The organism is Kitasatospora sp. NPDC088391 (assembly GCF_044753345.1).
GTDB lineage: Bacteria > Actinomycetota > Actinomycetes > Streptomycetales > Streptomycetaceae > Kitasatospora.
In genome coordinates this window covers 5,653-22,538 of record NZ_JBIVNB010000007.1, presented here as the reverse complement: position 1 = coordinate 22,538, position 16,886 = coordinate 5,653, and the positions used below count along the sequence as shown (strand labels likewise).

Here is a 16,886-nt window from a genome sequence, read left to right as displayed (position 1 = left end):
GGCTCGGCGGGCGGGGGGCTCGGCGGGTGTGCGGCTCGGCGGTTGCGGGGCTCAGCGGCCGAGCACGGCCTGCATGACGGACTTGGCGACGGGGGCGGCGAGTCCGCCGCCGGTGACCTCGGACGCCTGGCTGTCGGCGACGACCACGGCGACGGCGACCGGCGGGGTGGCGGTGGAGCCGGCCGGGCGGGCCCAGGCGATGAACCAGGCGTAGGGGGTGCCGGAGTTGTCGACGCCGTGCTCCGCGGTGCCGGTCTTGCCGCCGACCTCGACGCCGGGGATGCGGGCGTTGCGGCCGGTGCCGTTCTCGACCACGTCGACCATCAGCCGGCGCAGCTGGTTGGCGACGCCGCCACCGAACGCCTGCCGGTAGAGGGTGGGGCGCATCAGCTCGACCTGGCTGCCGTCGGCCTCGGTGAGCCGGTCGACCAGCTGCGGGTACATCACCTGGCCGTCGGCGGCGGCCCCGGCGGCGACCATCGCCATCACCAGCGGGGTGGCGGCGGTGTTGTACTGGCCGATCGAGGAGAGGGCCAGCTGGGACTTGTTCATCGCGGTGTCGAAGTTGGAGCGGGCGGCCCGGACCGGGATGTCGAGCTTGGCGTCGTCGAAGCCGAAGTTCTTCGCCATCGCCACCATCGGGTCGAGTCCGGTCTGCACGCCGAGGTAGCCGAGGACGCTGTTGCAGGAGAGCGTCATCGCCTCGTCGAGCGAGAGCCCGGCCCGGTCGCAGGCGGTGGTGTCGTTGTTCAGCGGGATGGTGGTGCCGGGCATCACGTACGGGAACGGGGCGTCGGTGGGGGCGTCGATGTCGGCGACCACGCCGTTGGCCAGCGCGGCGGCGGCGGTGACGACCTTGAAGGTGGAGCCGGGCGGGTAGATCTGCCGCAGCGCCCGGTTGAGCATCGGCTGGTCGGGGTCGTCCTGGAGCTTCCGCCAGGCGGCCTGGTCGGCGGCGGAGGTGCCGGCGAAGGTGCCGGGGTCGTAGCCGGGGGTGGAGGCGAGGGCGAGGATCCGGCCGGTGGCGGGTTCGATCGCGGCGACGGCGCCCTTCTGGTTGCCGAGGCCCTGCACGGCGGCGCGCTGGGCGGCCGGGTCGATGGTGGTCACCACGTCGCCGCCGGGCCGCTGCTTGCGGGTGACGGCGTCCCAGACCGCCCAGCCGGCCAGCGCGGGGTCGGTGCCGGAGAGCAGGTCGTCGTGGACGCCTTCGAGCTGGGTGTTGCCGTAGGTCTGCGAGGAGTAGCCGGTGACGGCTGCGTACAGCGCGCCGTCCGTGTAGGTGCGCTCGTACGCGAGCCGGCCGCCGGTGGGCTTGGAGCCGGTGACGGGCTGCCCGGCGACCAGCAGGTTGCCCCGGGGCTGGGCGTAGCGCTGGATCAGGGCGCGCTGGTTGGCGCTGTTGTGGTCGAGTTCGTGCTTCTGGAAGACCTGCACCCGGGTGGCCTGCACGGCGAGAGCGACCACCAGCAGCATGCAGAAGGTGCCGGCCCGGCGGCCGGTGGTGGAGATGCCGGGCAGTCCCTGCGGACCGCCGTTGGTGCCCTCGGGGCGGGTGGGCCTCACGGGTGCTCCTCGGGGGCGGGCCGCCGGGCCAGGTCGCTCATCCGCACCAGCAGCGCCACGATCACCCAGTTGGTGACCACGGACGAGCCGCCCTGCGCGATGAACGGCAGCGTCATGCCGGTCAGCGGGATCAGGTCGAGGACGCCGCCGGCCACCACGAACACCTGGATCGCGACCAGCGCGGCCAGGCCGACGGCGAGCAGCCGCCCGAACGGGTCGCGCAGCGCGAGGCCGGTGCGGAAGCCGCGGGAGACCAGCAGGGCGTACAGCAGGAACACCGCGAGCAGGCCGGTCAGGCCGAGTTCCTCGCCGACGGTGGCCAGGATGAAGTCGGACTTGGTGGCGAAGCCGATCAGCGCGGAGTGGCCGAGGCCGAGGCCGGTGCCGAGTTCGCCGCCCCAGGCGAAGGAGAACAGCGACTGGGCGATCTGGTTGGCGCCCCGGCCCGCCTCGATCGAGGCCATCGGGTGCAGCCACTCGGTGACCCGGCTGTGCACGTGCGGGGAGAGCCAGCCGACCCCGACCGCGGCGACGGCGGACAGGAGCAGGCCGATGACGATCCATCCGGTCCGCGCGGTGGCCACGTACAGCATCACCACGAACAGGCCGAAGAACAGCAGCGAGGTGCCGAGGTCGGTCTCCAGGACCAGCACCCCGACGAAGGCCGCCCAGATCAGCAGCACCGGCCCGAGCACCCGGCCCAGCGGCAGCCGGAACCACAGCACCTGACGGCCGGTCAGCGCGAGCGCGTCCCGGTGCGCGGCCAGGTAGGCGGCGAAGAACACGGCCAGCAGGATCTTGGCGAACTCGCCGGGCTGGAAGGACAGCGGGCCCAGCTTGATCCAGATCCGCGAGCCGTACACCGGCGGGAAGAACACCGGCAGCACCAGCAGGACGAGGGCCACGAACGCGCCGACGTAGGCGTAGCGCTGGAGGCGGCGGTGGTCGCGCAGCAGCACCACCACGCCGATGAACAGGCCCACCCCGAGGGTGGACCAGAGCAGTTGGGTGGGGGCGGCCGCGCCGCCCGGGTTGCGGTCCAGCCGGTAGATGACGACCAGTCCGATGCCGTTCAGCAGCACCCCGATCGGCAGCAGCAGCGGGTCCGCCCACCTGGCCCGCCAGCGCACCACCCCGTGCGCGACCAGCGCGAGCACGCCGAGCGCCCCGCCGTACTGGGCGGCGTCCGGCGGGGCCTGGCCGTCGATGTTGACGCCGACCTCGACGTACCCGAACACCGCCAGGCCCACCGCGGCCAGCACCAGCGCCAGTTCGGTCCACCGGCCGGTCCGGGCCCGCGGCGGGCCGGTCACCCGGGCCGCCCGGGTCGGGGAGTCAGTCGCCACCAGCGGTCAGCGCGTGCCGGTCAGAGCGTCGACGCCGGGTTCGCCGCCTTGGCGATCTCGCGCAGGTGCTCCTCCTCCTCGTGGCTCAGCGAGGTCTGGATCAGCTCGCCGCCGAACTGGGCGACCGCCGGGATCACCTTGTCCTGGGTCGCGGAGCGGACCAGCGCGAACACCGCGGCGCTGCCCGGGGCCATCTTCTGCCCGACCTGCCGCATGAAGTTGTCGTCCACCCCGGTGTCGGTGGACGCGCCGACCGCCGCGCCGGTCGCGCCGCCGATCGCCGCGCCGAGGAACGGCATGAAGAACAGCAGGCCGATCACCCCGCCCCAGAGCGCGCCGGAGGCCGCGCCGACACCGGCGTTGGACACCGCCTGGTGCAGCTTGATCTTCCCGTCCTCGCGGCGCTCCACGACGACGACGTCCTCCAGGTCGATCAGCTTCTGCTTCTGCAGGCCGACCAGTTCGTCCCGCACCTTCTGCGCGGTGGAGACGTCCGGGTAGGCGATCGCGAACAGGTTGCTCACAGCGGGGGCTTCCTTCCGACGGGGACGGGCACGTCCCCCAGCACCCTAGCCAGGATTCGACACATTCATCCCCATCCCGACCGGTGTGTCCGTTTCCCGCCGTCCGCTCGCCCCGCTCACTCGCCCCGGCGCTCGGCCGCCAGCACGGCCACCCACCAGCCCGCCGCCGCGAACAGCGCCGCCGCCGGCAGCGTCCACCACGGCACCCCCGCCGCGTGCCGCCGCGACCCCAGCACCAGGGCCCGCACCACCGCGTTGGCCGGCGAGCCCGGCACCAGCAGCACCGCCACCACCCCGGCCAGCCCCAGCGGCACCGCGTACTGGGCCCCCGTCACCACCGGCCGGTTGCACACCGCGCCGACGCCCGCCCCCGAGAGCACGCACACCACCGTGGCCGCCGCCCCCGCGAACGCGGCCGCCGGCGAACCGCCGCTGCCCACCAGCAGCACCGCGAGCAGGCCCAGCCCGCCCAGGACGAGGCCCGCCAGCGCGCCCGCGAACAGCGCCGAGAGCTGCACCCGCCGCCAGCCGGCCGCCGCCACCAGGCACGCCCGCGACTGCGGCGGCTCCGCCGTCACCGCGCCCCGGGTCAGCCACACCGTCACCGGGACCAGCAGCCCCGCCGAGAACGCCGCCGCCGACAGCGCCTCGTCCCCGCCGGACAGGCCCAGCCCCATCACCACCACGTACGCCAGCCCGGGGGCCAGCCACTTCTGCGAGCGCACCAGCAGCTCCAGGTGATAGCGGGTCAGCACGCGCAGTGTCACGGGGACTCCCTTTCGGCAGACGAGGTGTTCAGGGGCCCGGGGAACGGCGGGGCCGAGGGGCGGTGGGCCGGGGCACAGTGGGGCGCCACGGGGCTTTCGCCGAGGACCTTCGGCCCGGAACGGGGTGGCGCACAGCGGCCTGTCGGTCACCCGCCCCTCGGCACCGCCGTTCCCCGGGCCCCTGGAGCTCCGCTCCCGCGAAGCCCCGCGGGCCCGGGGCGCACGGCGTGGATGTGCACCGGGGGTGTGGCGGCGAGGAGGCGGCGCAGGACGGTGTCGGACTGGGCGGTGGGGACGTCGAACTCGGCGGTGCCGTCGGGGTGGCGGGTGTGCGGGGGGAGCCAGGGCGGGAGGGTGGGGGCGGAGAGGACGAGGGTGGTGCGGGGGCCGTCCGGGTCGGGGGCGGGGAGGTGGGCGGTGTGCAGGGTGCCGCCCTCGACGGTGCGGACGGCGGTGAGCAGGCCGGCCAGCCGGGTGGGGTCGTGGTCGACGTGGACGACCAGGCCGCCGGCGGCGGCGCGTTCGGCGACCGCGAGGTCGAGTTCGGTGCGGGCGGCGCGGTCGAGTCCGGTCCAGGCTTCGTCGAGCAGGAGGAGTTCGGCCTCGGCGAGCAGGGCCTGGGCGACGGCGACCTTCTGGCAGGTGCCCTTGGAGAGGCGTCCGACGGGGGTGGTCGCGTAGGAGGTGATGCCGAAGCGTTCGAGCCAGTGGTCGGCGCGGCGGAGCGCCTCCGCGGTGGAGAGGCCGCGCAGGCGTCCGTGCTGGCGCAGGTAGTCGCGGGCGTCGAACGGCAGGGCGGGCGGGAAGCGTTCGGGGACGTAGGCGCGGCGGGCGGGGGCGGCGAGGGTGCCGGCGCTGGGGCGTTCGAGGCCGCCGAGGAGTTTGAGCAGGGTGGACTTGCCGCTGCCGTTGGCGCCCTCGATCCGGACGATCTCCCCGGGTTCCAGGGCGAGTTCGACCTCGCGCAGGACCCACGGGCCGCCGCGTCCGTACCGCTTGCCGACCCCCGTCAGACGCACCGTCATGGACTGTCCCCCGTCTCCGCCGTGACCGGCCCTCAGCCTAGGCGGCGGGGCGGACCCGCATTGGGTGATCGCCACCGGCGGTCCTTAGGATGCGGCGGGTGATCACCACGACGACACCACGACGGACGGCCCGCGGGGCCGCGCTGCTCGGTGCGCTGACGATAGTCGCGGCCACCGTGCTGGGCGGACTCCCCGCACACGCCGACGAGCCAGGGGCCCCGCCCGCCGCCGCCACCGAAGCGCCCAAGGTCGACCTGGTCCTGGACGGGTCCGGGTCGATGCGGACCACCGACATCCAGGGCAAGAGCCGGATGGCGGTGGCCCAGCAGTCGATCAACGAGGTCATCGACGCGCTGCCGGCCGAGACCGAGTTCGGCATCCGGACGCTCGGCGCGACCTACCCGGGCAACGACCAGAAGGAGGGCTGCAAGGACACCCAGCAGCTCTACCCGGTCGGGAAGACGGACAAGACGCAGGCCAAGACGGCCGTGGCGACGGTCCGTTCGACCGGCTGGACCCCGATCGGGGTGGCGCTGCGGGCGGCCGCGCAGGACCTGGGCACCGGCCCGACCACCCGCCGGATCGTGCTGATCACCGACGGCGAGGACACCTGCGCCCCGCCGGACCCGTGCGACGTGGCCCGCGAGTTGGCCGCCCAGGGCATCCACCTGGTGATCGACACGCTGGGCCTGGCGCACGACGACAAGACCCGCCAGCAGCTGCTGTGCATCGCCAACGCGACCGGCGGCACCTTCACCGACGTCCGCACCCAGGACCAGATGACCCAGCGGGTCAAGCAGTTGGTGAACCGGGCCCAGGACACCCACGCGGTGACCCCGGCGAAGGTGGCCGGCACGGAGAAGTGCGCGGACGCGCCGGTGCTGACGCCGGGCGTGTACACCGACCGGGAGAAGTTCTCCGAGCACCGGGTGTACCGGGTGCCGGTGAAGCCGGGCCAGGAGCTGCGGGCCTCGGTGAGCGTGACCCCGGACCGGGCGGTGGCCCGGGACTACGGGGTGCTGCTGCAGGCCACCGACAGCACCGGCCAGGAGCTGGTGCGCGGCAACGACGCGGGCTCGGGCCGCACCGACGTGGCGTCCACCGGTGTCCGCTGGTCGGCGCCGGGTTCGGCGGACGACGAGGTCTCGCCGTCGCCGACGGCCGGGTCCAAGGGCGCGGCGGGGCGGACGGTCTGCCTGGTCGTCAGCAACTCCTTCTCCTCCAGCACGAACGTGCAGGCCGACTCCGGTCTGCCGCTGGAGCTGACGGTCGACGTGACGGCGGCCTCCCCGGCGCCCGACGGTCCGGCGATGGGTCTCGGCCGCGGCTGGATCCTGCTCGGTGTCCTCACCCTGGCGGGCCTGCTCGCCGGTCTGATCTTCGGCTGGCTGGCACGCTGGCGGATCGCCGTCTGGCGGGAGAACTGACGATGCGCAAGCTCCTCACCGCGGCGGGTTCCGCCGCCGCCCTGGCCGGGCTGTTCCTGCTGGCGCCCGGCACGGCCTCGGCCGCGTCCCCGGCGGCCTCGGCCTCGCCGTCCGCGAGCGGCACCGCGAAGCCGGTGGTCAACTCGGTCGGCACCAGCTTCCTGACCGCCACCACGCTGGCGGCCGGCCAGGACGCGGACGTCCCGGTCTCCACCGGTGACTACCTGTACTGGGCGTTCCCGGCCTCGGCGGGCCAGACCGCGACCGTGCAGGTCAAGGTCACGCTGCCGGCGGCCGCGGACCGGCACGGCCCGCAGACCTGGTCGGTCGAGCTGTTCGACGGGCTGCGCCGCCGCCAGTCCTGCACGGCGGGGCCGCAGACCGGCACCGCCGAGCAGGGGGCGGGCGCGCTGGACCTGAGCTGCACGCTGCGGCAGATCCGGTCCTGGGCCGAGCCCTGGTCGGGCGACCCGCTGCCCGGCACGTACTACGTGAAGCTGTCCACCACGGACATCCCGCAGAACGACCTCGGCCTGGCCTCGACCGTCCACGTGCACGTGGCGACCAAGGGCGGCGTGGACGACGCGCAGCCCGAGGGCGGCGAGCTGAAGGCCCCGCTGGTGCCGCCGGTGAACGCCGGCGCGACGGCGGCGCCGGGTGCGGGGGCGGCCGCGACGCCGGCTCCGAGCGCGAGCGCCGCGCACGCGGCGGCGCCCGTCGCGGAGGAGACCCACTGGTACTCGGACCTGTTCTCCGGCTGGAACACCCGCTGGTGGTGGACGGTCGCCGGCGGCGTGCTGGCCGCGCTGGCCGGTGTGCTCGGCTACACCCTGACCCGGCACCCGCGGGGGCACCGCCACCAGCCGCGTCCGGCGGCCGGCCCGGTGCCGCACCAGGGGCAGCACCAGCACCACCACCCGCAGCAGCAGCAGCCGAACAACTGGCAGTAGCCGCACGGCGGTCGGGGGGAGGGGCCGTTCGCGGCCCCTCCCCCTCCGCGTCGGCTAGCGCCCGATGGACTGCAGGATGCGCATCGCCGAGGTGCCCAGCTCCGGCGTGACGGCGGTCTTCGGGGCGAAGTGCCGGCGCAGCACGTCCTCGCCGTAGCGGTGGCACTCGCGGTGCCAGTTGAGCACCGCGGCCATCCAGTCCTGCAGCCCGCGGACGTAGCCGTCCAGGGCTGCCCCGGCCTCCGCGTCGAGGGCGAAGTCCTCCTTGACCAGCGGGAGTTCGCCGTCGACGACGTGCTGGAACTGGCTCAGCCGGGAAGCCATCAGGTCGGCGACGATGGCGGCGGCCACGGTGTGGTCGCAGGAGAAGAAGTTCTCCACCACCCGGACCAGGTTGTGGAACTCGCCCTCGTACTCGATCTCCTTCTGGTACGAGTGCAGGTCGTTGACCAGGCAGCCGTAGTCCGCCGCCGAGTTCTCGACGGCGCGCACGGTGCCGCTGGCGTAGACGGCCTCGGGGATCACCGAGCCCTGGGCGAGCCGGGCCAGGCCCATCGTCAGGTCGGAGCCGAAGGTGGCGCGGCGCATCTCGATGTAGTCGACGGGGTCGGGGATGCGGTTCTGCGCCTGGTTGGCGAGCTCCCACAGCCAACTGTCGAGCATGTCGCCGACGCCCTTGCGGAACTTCTCCCGGTCGGCGGTGGAGAACGGGGCGATGGTGCGCCGCCAGAGGTCGGCGAGGCCGGTCTCCAGGGCGTTGCGCGGGGCGAAGGGGAGGGTGCCGTCGATCGTCATCAGCGCGTGCAGGCGCTCGTTGGCGGCCCGGGCACCGGCCAGGTCGCGCGGGCGGCCGAAGACCACGGGGTAGTAGTCGTCGGCGTAGGTGCCCCAGGTCAGCCAGGCGGACGAGAGGTCGAGTTCGGCGGGGGTGGAGTCGGGGTCGATACCGGCCGCGCAGAGCGCGAAGTCGTAGTCGCGGAGCTTGCGTTCGCTCCAGATGTCGGAGGCGGGGACGCCGGGCTCGGGGTCGAGCAGGCCGTGCTCGCGGGCCCAGCCGACCACGTACTCGCGGGCGGTGCCGAGGTGCGGGTTGAGGGTGAGCGGGTAGGGCATCGGGAACTCGGGCAGCACCGAGGGGCCGACCTTGCGGTGCGGGGTGTGGCCGAAGCTGCGCAGGCCGCGGATGCCCGCGGCGAGGCGGATGTTGGCGGCGGAGGTGCCCAGGCCGCGGGGGCCGTGCACGGGGGCTGCGGCACCGCCGCCGTTCATGTACCGGCTGGAGCGCATGTGCCACTCGTGGCCGCCGGACTGCCAGTCCTGCATGCCCTTGACGTAGGCGCCGACCCGGGCGATCTGCTCGGCGTCCAGGGCGTGTTCGGCGCACAGCGGGGCGAGTTCGGTGAGCGCGGTGTTCTCGAACTGCTGGAGGCGGGAGGTCAGCAGGTCGTTGACGGCGTCGGCGGCCTGCTGGGTGGTGCAGCCGAGGAAGGTCTCCAGGACCAGGACGCCGTTGGAGAGTTCGCCCTCGTCGCCGATCTCCCGCTCGTAGGAGAACAGGTCGTTGCGCAGGTGCACGCCGTCCGAGAAGGCGTCCCGCAGCACCCGCAGCGGGCGGGAGTGCGCCACCGCCTCGGGCACCTCGGCCTGCGCCGCGTACTCGATCAGGCCGGCCGACCAGGGGGCGCCGCCGACCTTGCGGCGCATCTCGATGTACTCGACGGGGTTGGAGATCCGGCCCGCGTTGATGTTGGAGAGCTCCCAGAGGGACTCGTTCAGCAGATTGCGGGTGGACTCGGCGAACCGGGCCCGCCAGTCGGCGGACATGTGCGGGACGGTGCGCTGCCACAGGTCGGCCAGGCCGGCCTCGACGGGGTTGGTGGCCTCCGGGTACGCGGCGCCCGGGTCCATCGGCATGAAGGCGGGCAGCCGGTCCAGGTACGCCTTGCCGCCCTCGCGGTCCAGCGTGCGCTTGAAGATCTCCAGGAAGTGGTCGTCGAAGAAGAAGACCCAGGTGTACCAGTCGGTGACGAGGTTCAGCGCCTCGCTGTCGCAGTCGGGGTGGGTGTAGGAGCAGAGCAGCGCGTAGTCGTGCGAGTCGAGGTCGTGCTCCTCCCAGATGCCCGACCCCTCCAGCATCCCGAAGGCGCGGGCCCAGTCCTTGGTGTGGACCCGGGCCTCCTCGTAGTGCGGGTTGAACCGCGCCGGGTACGGCACGTAGAAGTCCGGCAGTTCGAACGGCTGAGCCACTTGGTCCCGCCCCTGAGGAATCGTCATGAGTCGTCGACAGCTGTCGGCGCACGGCCTAACGAGCCCGTGGGCCCGCCGTCACCCGTACCCTGTTGATCCGTTCGGATGCCGAAGTCCACTCGTACGAGTGAACGTCCGGTGCGCCCCCGAGGAGTTCCCTTGGCTTTCACCGATGAGACCTGGCAGCTGTTCCACGGCACCGAGCCCGCCGGCTCGATCCGGATCACCGATGCCGACTTCCCCTGGCTGGAGGGCGAGTTCACCCCGGGTCCGGCCTTCCCGGCGGTCGCCCCGCTGTTCGCCGAGACCCGCCGGCTGGCCGACGCGGAGGACTGGGCGGGCTTCGACCGCGCCTACGACGCGATCGACTCCGCCTGCACCCTGCACTCCCCCGACGGCCCGGTCGCCGAGTTCCTGCTCCACGTCGAACCGCCCCGGGCCTGGTTCCGGTTCAGCGAGGAGCCGTTCGAGGACGACTGACCGGCCGGTGAGGGCGCGGGGCCGGTCTATGATCCGATGAACCGCCGCCCGGGAACGGGTGTTCGGGGTCGTCGTCCGCGGGCGTCCACCGGGCGGGGAATCGTCCGGGGGTGGGAAGTGACGGCTGTCCGCAGCTGGAGGCGCAGGCCGCTGGTCTGGGCGCTGGTGGCCCTGCTGGCCCTCGGCGGGGGCCTGTTCGGGGCCCGGCGGGCCTGGGGCGCCTGCTGGCCGGTGAAGCCGCACGACGCCCGCGCGTACCGGCAGTACGACTGCTCCAACCTGGGCGGCCCGCGCAACCTGCCCACCCTGCTGCGGTACTACGGCCTGACCCTGCCCAAGGGCGCCGAGGGGGTGCGCTACTACAGCGACGACGACTCGGCCGCGGGCCCGGACGTGTTCTTCCTGCGCTTCGCCCTCCCGGCCGCCGACGCCGAGTCCTTCGTCGCCGCCCTGCACGCCTCCCCCTCCGCCGCCCACCCGGAGACCGCCCTGCGGGACACCCGGGAGCTGCGCCGCCGGGACGGCGTCGACTGGACCTTCCCCGCCGAACTGCCGCACCGGGTCCTCGACTTCTCCCCCGCCGGCACCGCGGTGCTCACCCCCGAGGGCTCCCGCACGGTCGTCCGGGTGGTCGTCAGCCGGTCCTGACGGCGGCCCGGCGGCGCGGTTCCCGGGGGTCCCGCAGGTGCACGGTCCAGACCAGGGCGGTGGCCAGCAGCAGCGCGGCCACGGCGGTGGCCAGGCCGGGGCGCAGGCCGGCGGTGGCGGTGACGGTGCCCGCGACCAGCGCGCCGAGCGGGACGCCCAGGCCGGAGGAGAGCGTCCGGCGGGTGGTGTTGACCCGGCCCTGCAGCTCCGGCGGGGTGACCTCCTGCGCGTAGGTCATAGTGTTGACCAGCACCACCAGGTAGGCGGTGCCCCAGGCGGCCAGCGCCGGGACGCAGATCCGCCAGTCGGTGGCGAGCACCACCGCGGTGCCCAGCAGCGCCCCGGTCGGCAGCACGCCCAGCAGCAGTTCGAACGCCCCGTAGCGGCGGCGCAGCCGGGGCAGCAGCAGCGAGCCGCCGATGCCGCCGCCGCTCCAGGCCAGGTACAGCAGGCCGATCCGCCCGTCCGGGCCGTGCAGGCCCAGACCCCGGTCGGCGAGCACCACCAGCTGCCCGACCACCGCGCCGCCGGAGAACGACTGCAGGGTGCCGACCGCCGTCATGGTGCGCAGCGTCCGGTGCCCGGCCAGGAAGCGCAGGCCCTCGCGGACCGACGCGGCCAAGCCGGGGCGCGGCCCGGACGGCCGGGGCCGCCCGCCCGCCGAGCCGAGTGCGCGCAGCAGCAGCGCGGACCCGGCGAAGCTCAGTGCGTCCAGGGCGAGCGCCCCCGCCGGGTCGGCCAGCACGATCAGGCCGCCCGCGACGGCGCTGCCGGCGATCCGCGCCACGGTCTCCGCGCCGTACAGCGAGCTGTTGGCCCGGGCCAGTCGTTCCGTCCCGACCAGGTCCGGGACCAGGCCGTACCCGCCCGCGTCGAAGAACAGCGCCAGGGTCGACGCCAGGAAGGCGACGGCCACCACCTGGGCGGCCGTCAGCACGCCGAGCGCCCGGGCCGCCGGGACGGAGGCCAGCGCGAGGGCGCTCAGCGCGTCCGCCGCGACCATCAGGGTCCGCCGGTCCACCCGGTCCGCGACCGCGCCGGCCGGCAGGCCGAACACCAGGTAGGGCAGGGTGCCGGCCGCCGCGACCAGGGAGACCAGCAGTGGGGAGCCGCTCTCCCGGTAGACCAGCACGGGCAGCGCGACGGTGGTGACGGCGGAGCCGAGGCCGGACACCGCCCGGGAGAGCCAGAAGCGGCGGAAGGCCGCGATCCGCAGCGGGGAGGGGAGTCGAGCGGTCGTCATGGGCGGTCGGGGGTCCTCTCGGTCGGGTCGCGTCGGCGGTGCGTGCCCGCGGGTCGCATCGGCGGTGCGCGGGCATGCCGAGCACCCGTACCGGGGGCCGGTACGGGTGCGCGTGCGGAAGGGGGCGGGGCAGCAGGTGCGGGCGAACTGCCCCGGAAACGAAGAAGGTTCCCGCAGCGGGGAACCTGTGGGGATTCTAGCAGTGCGCCGCCGGGCCGGGCCCGAGGTACCGGAACAGGCCGTCCAGCGGGGCGGGGACGGCGGCCGGGTCGAGGGCCTCGACGAGCAGTCGGCCGTAGCGGATCTTGCGGCCCTTCCGGGTGCCGAGGAAGCGGCGCAGCCGCTGCTCCGGGGTCCGGTCCCGCTGGGCGGGCTGGCGCTCGAAGGTGCGCCAGGCGGGGAGGTCGCCCTCGGCGCGGAACACCTCCTCGATCCGGGCGGGGCCGAGGGCCCGGACCAGTTCGTCCTCCAGGTCGGCCGCGCAGCCGAAGATGCCGTCCCCGGGTGCCCCGGCCCGGGCGAACCCCCGCTCGTACCAGCCGCGTTCGTTCCGGTCGCAGAGCCCGGCCAGCCGCAGCCCCAGCCCGGTCGGGCCGAGCAGGGCGGCGTACCGGCCCACGTTCATCGCCCCGCCCATCGGGACGGCGGCCACCCCTTCGGCCGCCAGGTCGCGGCCCCGCGCGGCGGCCAGCGCCTCGACGGCGGCGAGGTCGCTCAGGCCCTCCAGCAGCACCGCCGTCCGCACCCGGGCCCGCCGGGCCGCACCGGCCGGGTCCGCCCCGCCGTCCGGGTCGGCCGCCCGGTCGGCCACCGCCGCCAGGAACGCGCGCATCTCCGCCACGCACCGATTCTGCCCCTCCCCCGCCGCCCCGGGCACGGCCTTTTCCGCGGGCGGCCGGGCGGCCGGGGCGGACGGCCGGGATGGACGGCCCGGGCGGGCGGCCGGGGCTCAGCCGCCCGGGGCGCGGTCGTGCCGGAGGTGGCGGCGGGCGCAGCCGATGGCCTCCGGGGTGGTGGCGAACACCCGGCCCTCGGCGCGCAGGCGGTCCAGGACGCCGAGGGCGTCGAGCGGGCGGTGGTGCTCGGCCCGCAGGCCGGAGACCAGGACCAGGGTGCCGCGGCGTTCCAGTCTGCCGATCGCGTCGCCGAGCACGGTCGCCCCGCTGGCGTCGATCGCGCTGACCCGGGACATCCGCAGGATCGCCACCCGGACCTGGGCCGACTCGGTCAGTTCCAGCAGGAAGCGGTGCGCGGCGGCGAACAGCAGCGGCCCGTCGATCCGGTACGCCACGATGTGTTCGGCGAGCAGGGCCCGTTCCTCGTCGTGGTGGTCGGCGGGCGGCAGGTCCTCGTGCAGCGGCACCCGTTCGACCCGGGCGGCCCGGGCGACCTCGGCCAGCGCCAGCACGCCCGCGACCAGCAGGCCGACGACGACGGCGGTGACCAGGTCGAAGGCCAGCGTGGCGACCGCGGTGAGCAGCAGCACCACGGCCTCGCCGCGGCCGCTGCGGACCAGTGCGCGCACCGAGCCGACCTCGACCATCCGGACCGCGGTGGCGATCAGCACGCCGGCCAGCGCGGCGAGCGGGATGCCGGACACCAGCGGCGCGGCGGCGAACACGATCACGGCGAGGACCGCGGCGTGGGTCAGCGCGGCCAGCCGGGAGACCGCGCCGGAGCGGACGTTGACGGCGGTCCGGGCGATCGCGCCGGTGGCGGCGACGCCGCCGAACAGCGGGGCGGCCAGGTTGGCCAGGCCCTGTCCGAACAGTTCCCGGTCGCTGTCGTGCCGTTCGCCGACCCGCATGGCGTCGGCGGCGGTCGCGGACATCAGCGATTCGAGCGCGGCGAGCGCCGCCACCGCGAGGGCGGAGGGCAGCAGCGCGGGCAGTTCGGCGGGGCGGAGGAAGGCCAGCGACGGGGCGGGGAGCCCCGCGGGCAGGTGGCCGATGGTCGCCACCGGCAGGTCCGCGAACCGGGTCAGCAGGGTGGCCGCGACCACCGCGAGCAGCGAGAACGGGACGCCGGGCCGCAGCCGGGCGCCGACCAGCATCGTGGCGGCGACGCCCAGCGCGAGGCCGGGCGCCGCCCAGTGCGGGGTGCCCAGGAAGGCGACGGCGGCCCGGACCGCGACCGCGGCCGGGTTGTCGCCGTCGGGCTTGGGCACGCCGAGCGCGCCCGGCACCTGCTGGAGCGCGATCACGCCGGCGATGCCGAGGGTGAAGCCCTCGACCACGGGGACGGGCACGTACGCCATCCAGCGTCCGGCCCGGAGCACCGCCAGGCCGACCAGCAGCAGCCCGGCCAGCAGGCCGACGGTCAGCACCCCGTCGGTGCCGTAGCGGTGGACGATCGGGACCAGCACCACCGTCATCGCCCCGGTCGGGCCGGAGACCTGGAGGTCCGAGCCGCCGAACAGGGCGGCCAGCGCGCCCGCCACCACGGCGGTGGCCAGTCCGGCGGCGGCGCCCGCGCCGGAGGAGATGCCGAAGCCGAGGGCGAGCGGGAGGGCGACGACGGCGACGGTCAGCCCGGCCAGCAGGTCGGCGCGCGGGTCGCGGCGCAGGCCCGCGCGGGTCCGCCGGTCCGGCAGGAGGGCCGTCCAGCGGGTCCACCGGGCGGCCGGGAGGGCCGGGAGGGCCGGGTCCGGTCCGGCGGGAACGGCCATGGTTCTCCTCGTTCCTGTGCGCTGTCCGCGGTCCGGTGTCCGGCACCCGGGCGGACAGCAGGCATCATGTATGGACTTTACGAATTTGGCAACTCATACATTTGGCAAGTTGTGGCGCGACGCGGGCCGCAGGAAAAGGGGAAGGGGGTGGGCGGGGTCAGCCCCGGGTCGGGCCGGTGGGGGCGCGCAGGCTGTCCAGCAGCTCGACCTGGCCGGTGAGCACGCCGCCGAGGATCTCCCGCGCCACCGCCAGGAGTTCGGCGACCTGCGGACTGGTCAGGCTGTAGTGCACGGTGCTGCCCTCGCGGCGGGCGACCACCAGGCCGGCCCGGCGCAGCACGGCGAGCTGCTGGGACAGGTGCGCGGCCTCGACGCCGGTCTCGGGCAGCAGCTCGGCCACCGCGTGCTCGCGCGCGCTGAGCAGCTCCAGCACCCTGATCCGGACCGGATGGCCGAGGGTTTTGAAGAACTCGGCCTTGACCTGGTAGAGCGGCGCGCTGACCACGGGGGTCGCGCGCGGGGTGTCGGCGCTCACCGCGTCACCCCTCTCCGTCGGTTCCGGACGCTGCCGTCACCCCCGACCTTAGCAATCGCGCGCCGCACGGGCGGGGCCGCCGGGCGGGCTCCCCCGGGACGACATGACGACCTGCGCAGTTGCTAATATTGGCAACCGCGAGGTGACGGGAGGCGGGGACGCGCGTCCCACCGGGCCGCCCCGCGGTCCGGACATCCCCGCCTCCGCCCGCCTGACGCACCGTCAGCTCGACCGCCAGGCACGGGAGTCGGCCGTCCGACCGGGTCGGCTAGGCTGGCGAAATGAGCCAGAATCTTCCGCCTTGCCCGAAATGTTCCAGCGAGTACACCTACGAACTGGACGCGCTGATGGTCTGCCCGGAGTGCGGCCACGAGTGGCCCCCCGCCGGGACGGACGGGACGGCCGGGGCCGGGACCCCGGGCGAGCGGGTGGTCCGGGACGCGGTCGGCAACGTGCTGAGCGACGGCGACACCGTGACGGTGGTCAAGGCGCTGAAGGTGAAGGGCAACCCGTCCGGGATCAAGGCCGGTACCAAGGTGCGCAACATCCGCCTGGTCGACGGCGTGGACGGCCACGACATCGACTGCCGGATCGAGGGCTTCGGCGCGATGCAGCTGAAGTCGAGCGTGGTCAAGAAGGTCTGACCCGCCACCCGCCCGGCCCTCACGCCCGGCCCCGCCACGCGCCCGGGCCCCGGCGCCGCGTGCTGCGGCGGGCCGGGGCCGGGCGGGGCGGGGCGGGGGCGGTCAGTTCAGGTGGTTGTAGACGCCGCCGGTGCCGGCCCGGTCGATCGCGACCTGGTCGACGTCGGTGTTCGGGGTGCCGGTGGCCGTCGCGGCGGCGTGGCCGCCGGTGACGGCGTACAGGTTCCCGGTGCCCCAGCCGCGCAGCACGGTGCCGTCGGCGGGGGTCTGCCGCAGGTGGCGGTAGAAGGTGGCGCTGCCCGCGTTGCCGATGGCCGTGCCGTCGACGGTGGTGTAGGGCTGGAAGCCGCCCACGTTGTTCCAGTTGGTGACCGCGATCGGCGCGCCGCCCGCGACCCGGTAGACCTGGCCGCTGGTGCCGTCGTTGAGGAAGGTGCCGTCGGCCGGGACGGCCCGCAGGTGGTTGTAGAAGGCGCCGCTCCCGGCGTTGTCGATCGCGCTCTGGTCGACGGTCACCCGCGGGGCGATGCCGGGGACGTGCGAGAAGTCGCTGACGTAGACCGGGGAGCCGCCCGCCACCACGAAGATCCCGCCGCCGGTGCCGCCGCCCGCCAGCGCCGTCCCGTCCGCCGGGACGGCCCGCAGGTGGTTGTAGGCGCCGCCGGTGCCGGCCCGGTCGATCGCGGCCTGGTCGACGGTCACCCGCTGCGCGATGCCCGGCACGTGCGAGAAGTCGCTGACGTAGACCGGGGAGCCGCCCGCCACCACGAAGATCCCGCCGCCGGTGCCGCCGCCCGCCAGCGCCGTCCCGTCCGC

16 protein-coding genes are annotated in these 16,886 nt (G+C 74.9%); 5 read left to right on the top strand and 11 right to left on the bottom strand.

Features of this window, described 5'->3' with window-relative positions; genetic code table 11:
* Nucleotides 1–51: 51 nt before the first annotated feature.
* The 5 genes from ACIQBJ_RS21380 to ACIQBJ_RS21360 form a co-directional block, all read right to left on the bottom strand.
* Complete coding sequence (locus ACIQBJ_RS21380; protein WP_400713575.1) at nucleotides 52–1,476, bottom strand: penicillin-binding transpeptidase domain-containing protein; 1,425 nt, start codon at nucleotides 1,474–1,476, stop codon at nucleotides 52–54.
* A gap of 86 nt (nucleotides 1,477–1,562) precedes the next feature.
* Nucleotides 1,563–2,912 carry an FtsW/RodA/SpoVE family cell cycle protein gene (locus ACIQBJ_RS21375; RefSeq protein ID WP_400712645.1) on the bottom strand — a complete coding sequence of 450 codons (1,350 nt, stop codon included), beginning with the start codon at nucleotides 2,910–2,912 and terminating at the stop codon, nucleotides 1,563–1,565.
* Nucleotides 2,913–2,932: 20 nt separating this feature from the next.
* A complete protein-coding gene (locus ACIQBJ_RS21370; protein ID WP_400712643.1) occupies nucleotides 2,933–3,436 on the bottom strand; it encodes a DUF1269 domain-containing protein in 504 nt (167 codons plus the stop codon).
* A gap of 116 nt (nucleotides 3,437–3,552) precedes the next feature.
* Entirely contained in the window at nucleotides 3,553–4,203 is a 651-nt protein-coding gene (locus ACIQBJ_RS21365) for an ABC transporter (RefSeq protein ID WP_400712640.1), read from the bottom strand.
* Nucleotides 4,204–4,349: 146 nt separating this feature from the next.
* Nucleotides 4,350–5,228, bottom strand: coding sequence for an ATP-binding cassette domain-containing protein (locus ACIQBJ_RS21360; protein WP_400712637.1), 879 nt, complete (start codon nucleotides 5,226–5,228; stop codon nucleotides 4,350–4,352).
* Nucleotides 5,229–5,317: 89 nt separating this feature from the next.
* On the opposite strand from ACIQBJ_RS21360, the gene ACIQBJ_RS21355 reads away from it, so the two are divergent.
* Nucleotides 5,318–6,655, top strand: a complete 1,338-nt coding sequence (locus tag ACIQBJ_RS21355; RefSeq protein WP_400712634.1) for a VWA domain-containing protein — start codon at nucleotides 5,318–5,320, stop codon at nucleotides 6,653–6,655.
* 2 nt (nucleotides 6,656–6,657) lie between these two features.
* Nucleotides 6,658–7,605 (top strand): peptidase, encoded by a 948-nt coding sequence (locus ACIQBJ_RS21350; protein ID WP_400712631.1) that lies wholly within the window; start codon nucleotides 6,658–6,660, stop codon nucleotides 7,603–7,605.
* Between the two features lie 54 nt (nucleotides 7,606–7,659).
* Here the strand turns inward: ACIQBJ_RS21350 and ACIQBJ_RS21345 are convergent, their stop codons facing one another.
* Nucleotides 7,660–9,852, bottom strand: coding sequence for a germacradienol/geosmin synthase (locus ACIQBJ_RS21345; RefSeq protein ID WP_400712628.1), 2,193 nt, complete (start codon nucleotides 9,850–9,852; stop codon nucleotides 7,660–7,662).
* A 159-nt stretch (nucleotides 9,853–10,011) separates the two neighbouring features.
* On the opposite strand from ACIQBJ_RS21345, the gene ACIQBJ_RS21340 reads away from it, so the two are divergent.
* Entirely contained in the window at nucleotides 10,012–10,332 is a 321-nt protein-coding gene (locus ACIQBJ_RS21340; RefSeq protein ID WP_400712625.1) for a hypothetical protein, read from the top strand.
* A gap of 117 nt (nucleotides 10,333–10,449) precedes the next feature.
* A complete protein-coding gene (locus ACIQBJ_RS21335) occupies nucleotides 10,450–10,980 on the top strand; it encodes a hypothetical protein (RefSeq protein ID WP_400712622.1) in 531 nt (176 codons plus the stop codon).
* Here ACIQBJ_RS21335 and ACIQBJ_RS21330 read toward each other — a convergent pair.
* The 4 genes from ACIQBJ_RS21330 to ACIQBJ_RS21315 form a co-directional block, all read right to left on the bottom strand.
* Complete coding sequence (locus tag ACIQBJ_RS21330) at nucleotides 10,967–12,223, bottom strand: MFS transporter (protein ID WP_400712619.1); 1,257 nt, start codon at nucleotides 12,221–12,223, stop codon at nucleotides 10,967–10,969. The genes ACIQBJ_RS21335 and ACIQBJ_RS21330 overlap by 14 nt on opposite strands.
* A 196-nt stretch (nucleotides 12,224–12,419) precedes the next feature.
* Nucleotides 12,420–13,064, bottom strand: a complete 645-nt coding sequence (locus tag ACIQBJ_RS21325; protein ID WP_400712616.1) for a TOPRIM nucleotidyl transferase/hydrolase domain-containing protein — start codon at nucleotides 13,062–13,064, stop codon at nucleotides 12,420–12,422.
* A 108-nt stretch (nucleotides 13,065–13,172) separates the two neighbouring features.
* On the bottom strand, nucleotides 13,173–14,891 hold the full coding sequence (locus ACIQBJ_RS21320) for a SulP family inorganic anion transporter (protein WP_400712613.1): 1,719 nt from the start codon (nucleotides 14,889–14,891) through the stop codon (nucleotides 13,173–13,175).
* A 157-nt stretch (nucleotides 14,892–15,048) separates the two neighbouring features.
* A complete protein-coding gene (locus ACIQBJ_RS21315) occupies nucleotides 15,049–15,426 on the bottom strand; it encodes an ArsR/SmtB family transcription factor (RefSeq protein ID WP_400712610.1) in 378 nt (125 codons plus the stop codon).
* Nucleotides 15,427–15,707: 281 nt separating this feature from the next.
* Between ACIQBJ_RS21315 and ACIQBJ_RS21310 the strand changes: the two genes are divergently transcribed.
* Nucleotides 15,708–16,070, top strand: a complete 363-nt coding sequence (locus ACIQBJ_RS21310) for a zinc ribbon domain-containing protein YjdM (RefSeq protein ID WP_400712607.1) — start codon at nucleotides 15,708–15,710, stop codon at nucleotides 16,068–16,070.
* A 102-nt stretch (nucleotides 16,071–16,172) separates the two neighbouring features.
* On the opposite strand, the gene ACIQBJ_RS21305 is transcribed toward ACIQBJ_RS21310, so the two are convergent.
* Nucleotides 16,173–16,886: hypothetical protein (locus tag ACIQBJ_RS21305; protein ID WP_400712604.1), on the bottom strand; the 714-nt coding region annotated here is incomplete at its 5' end.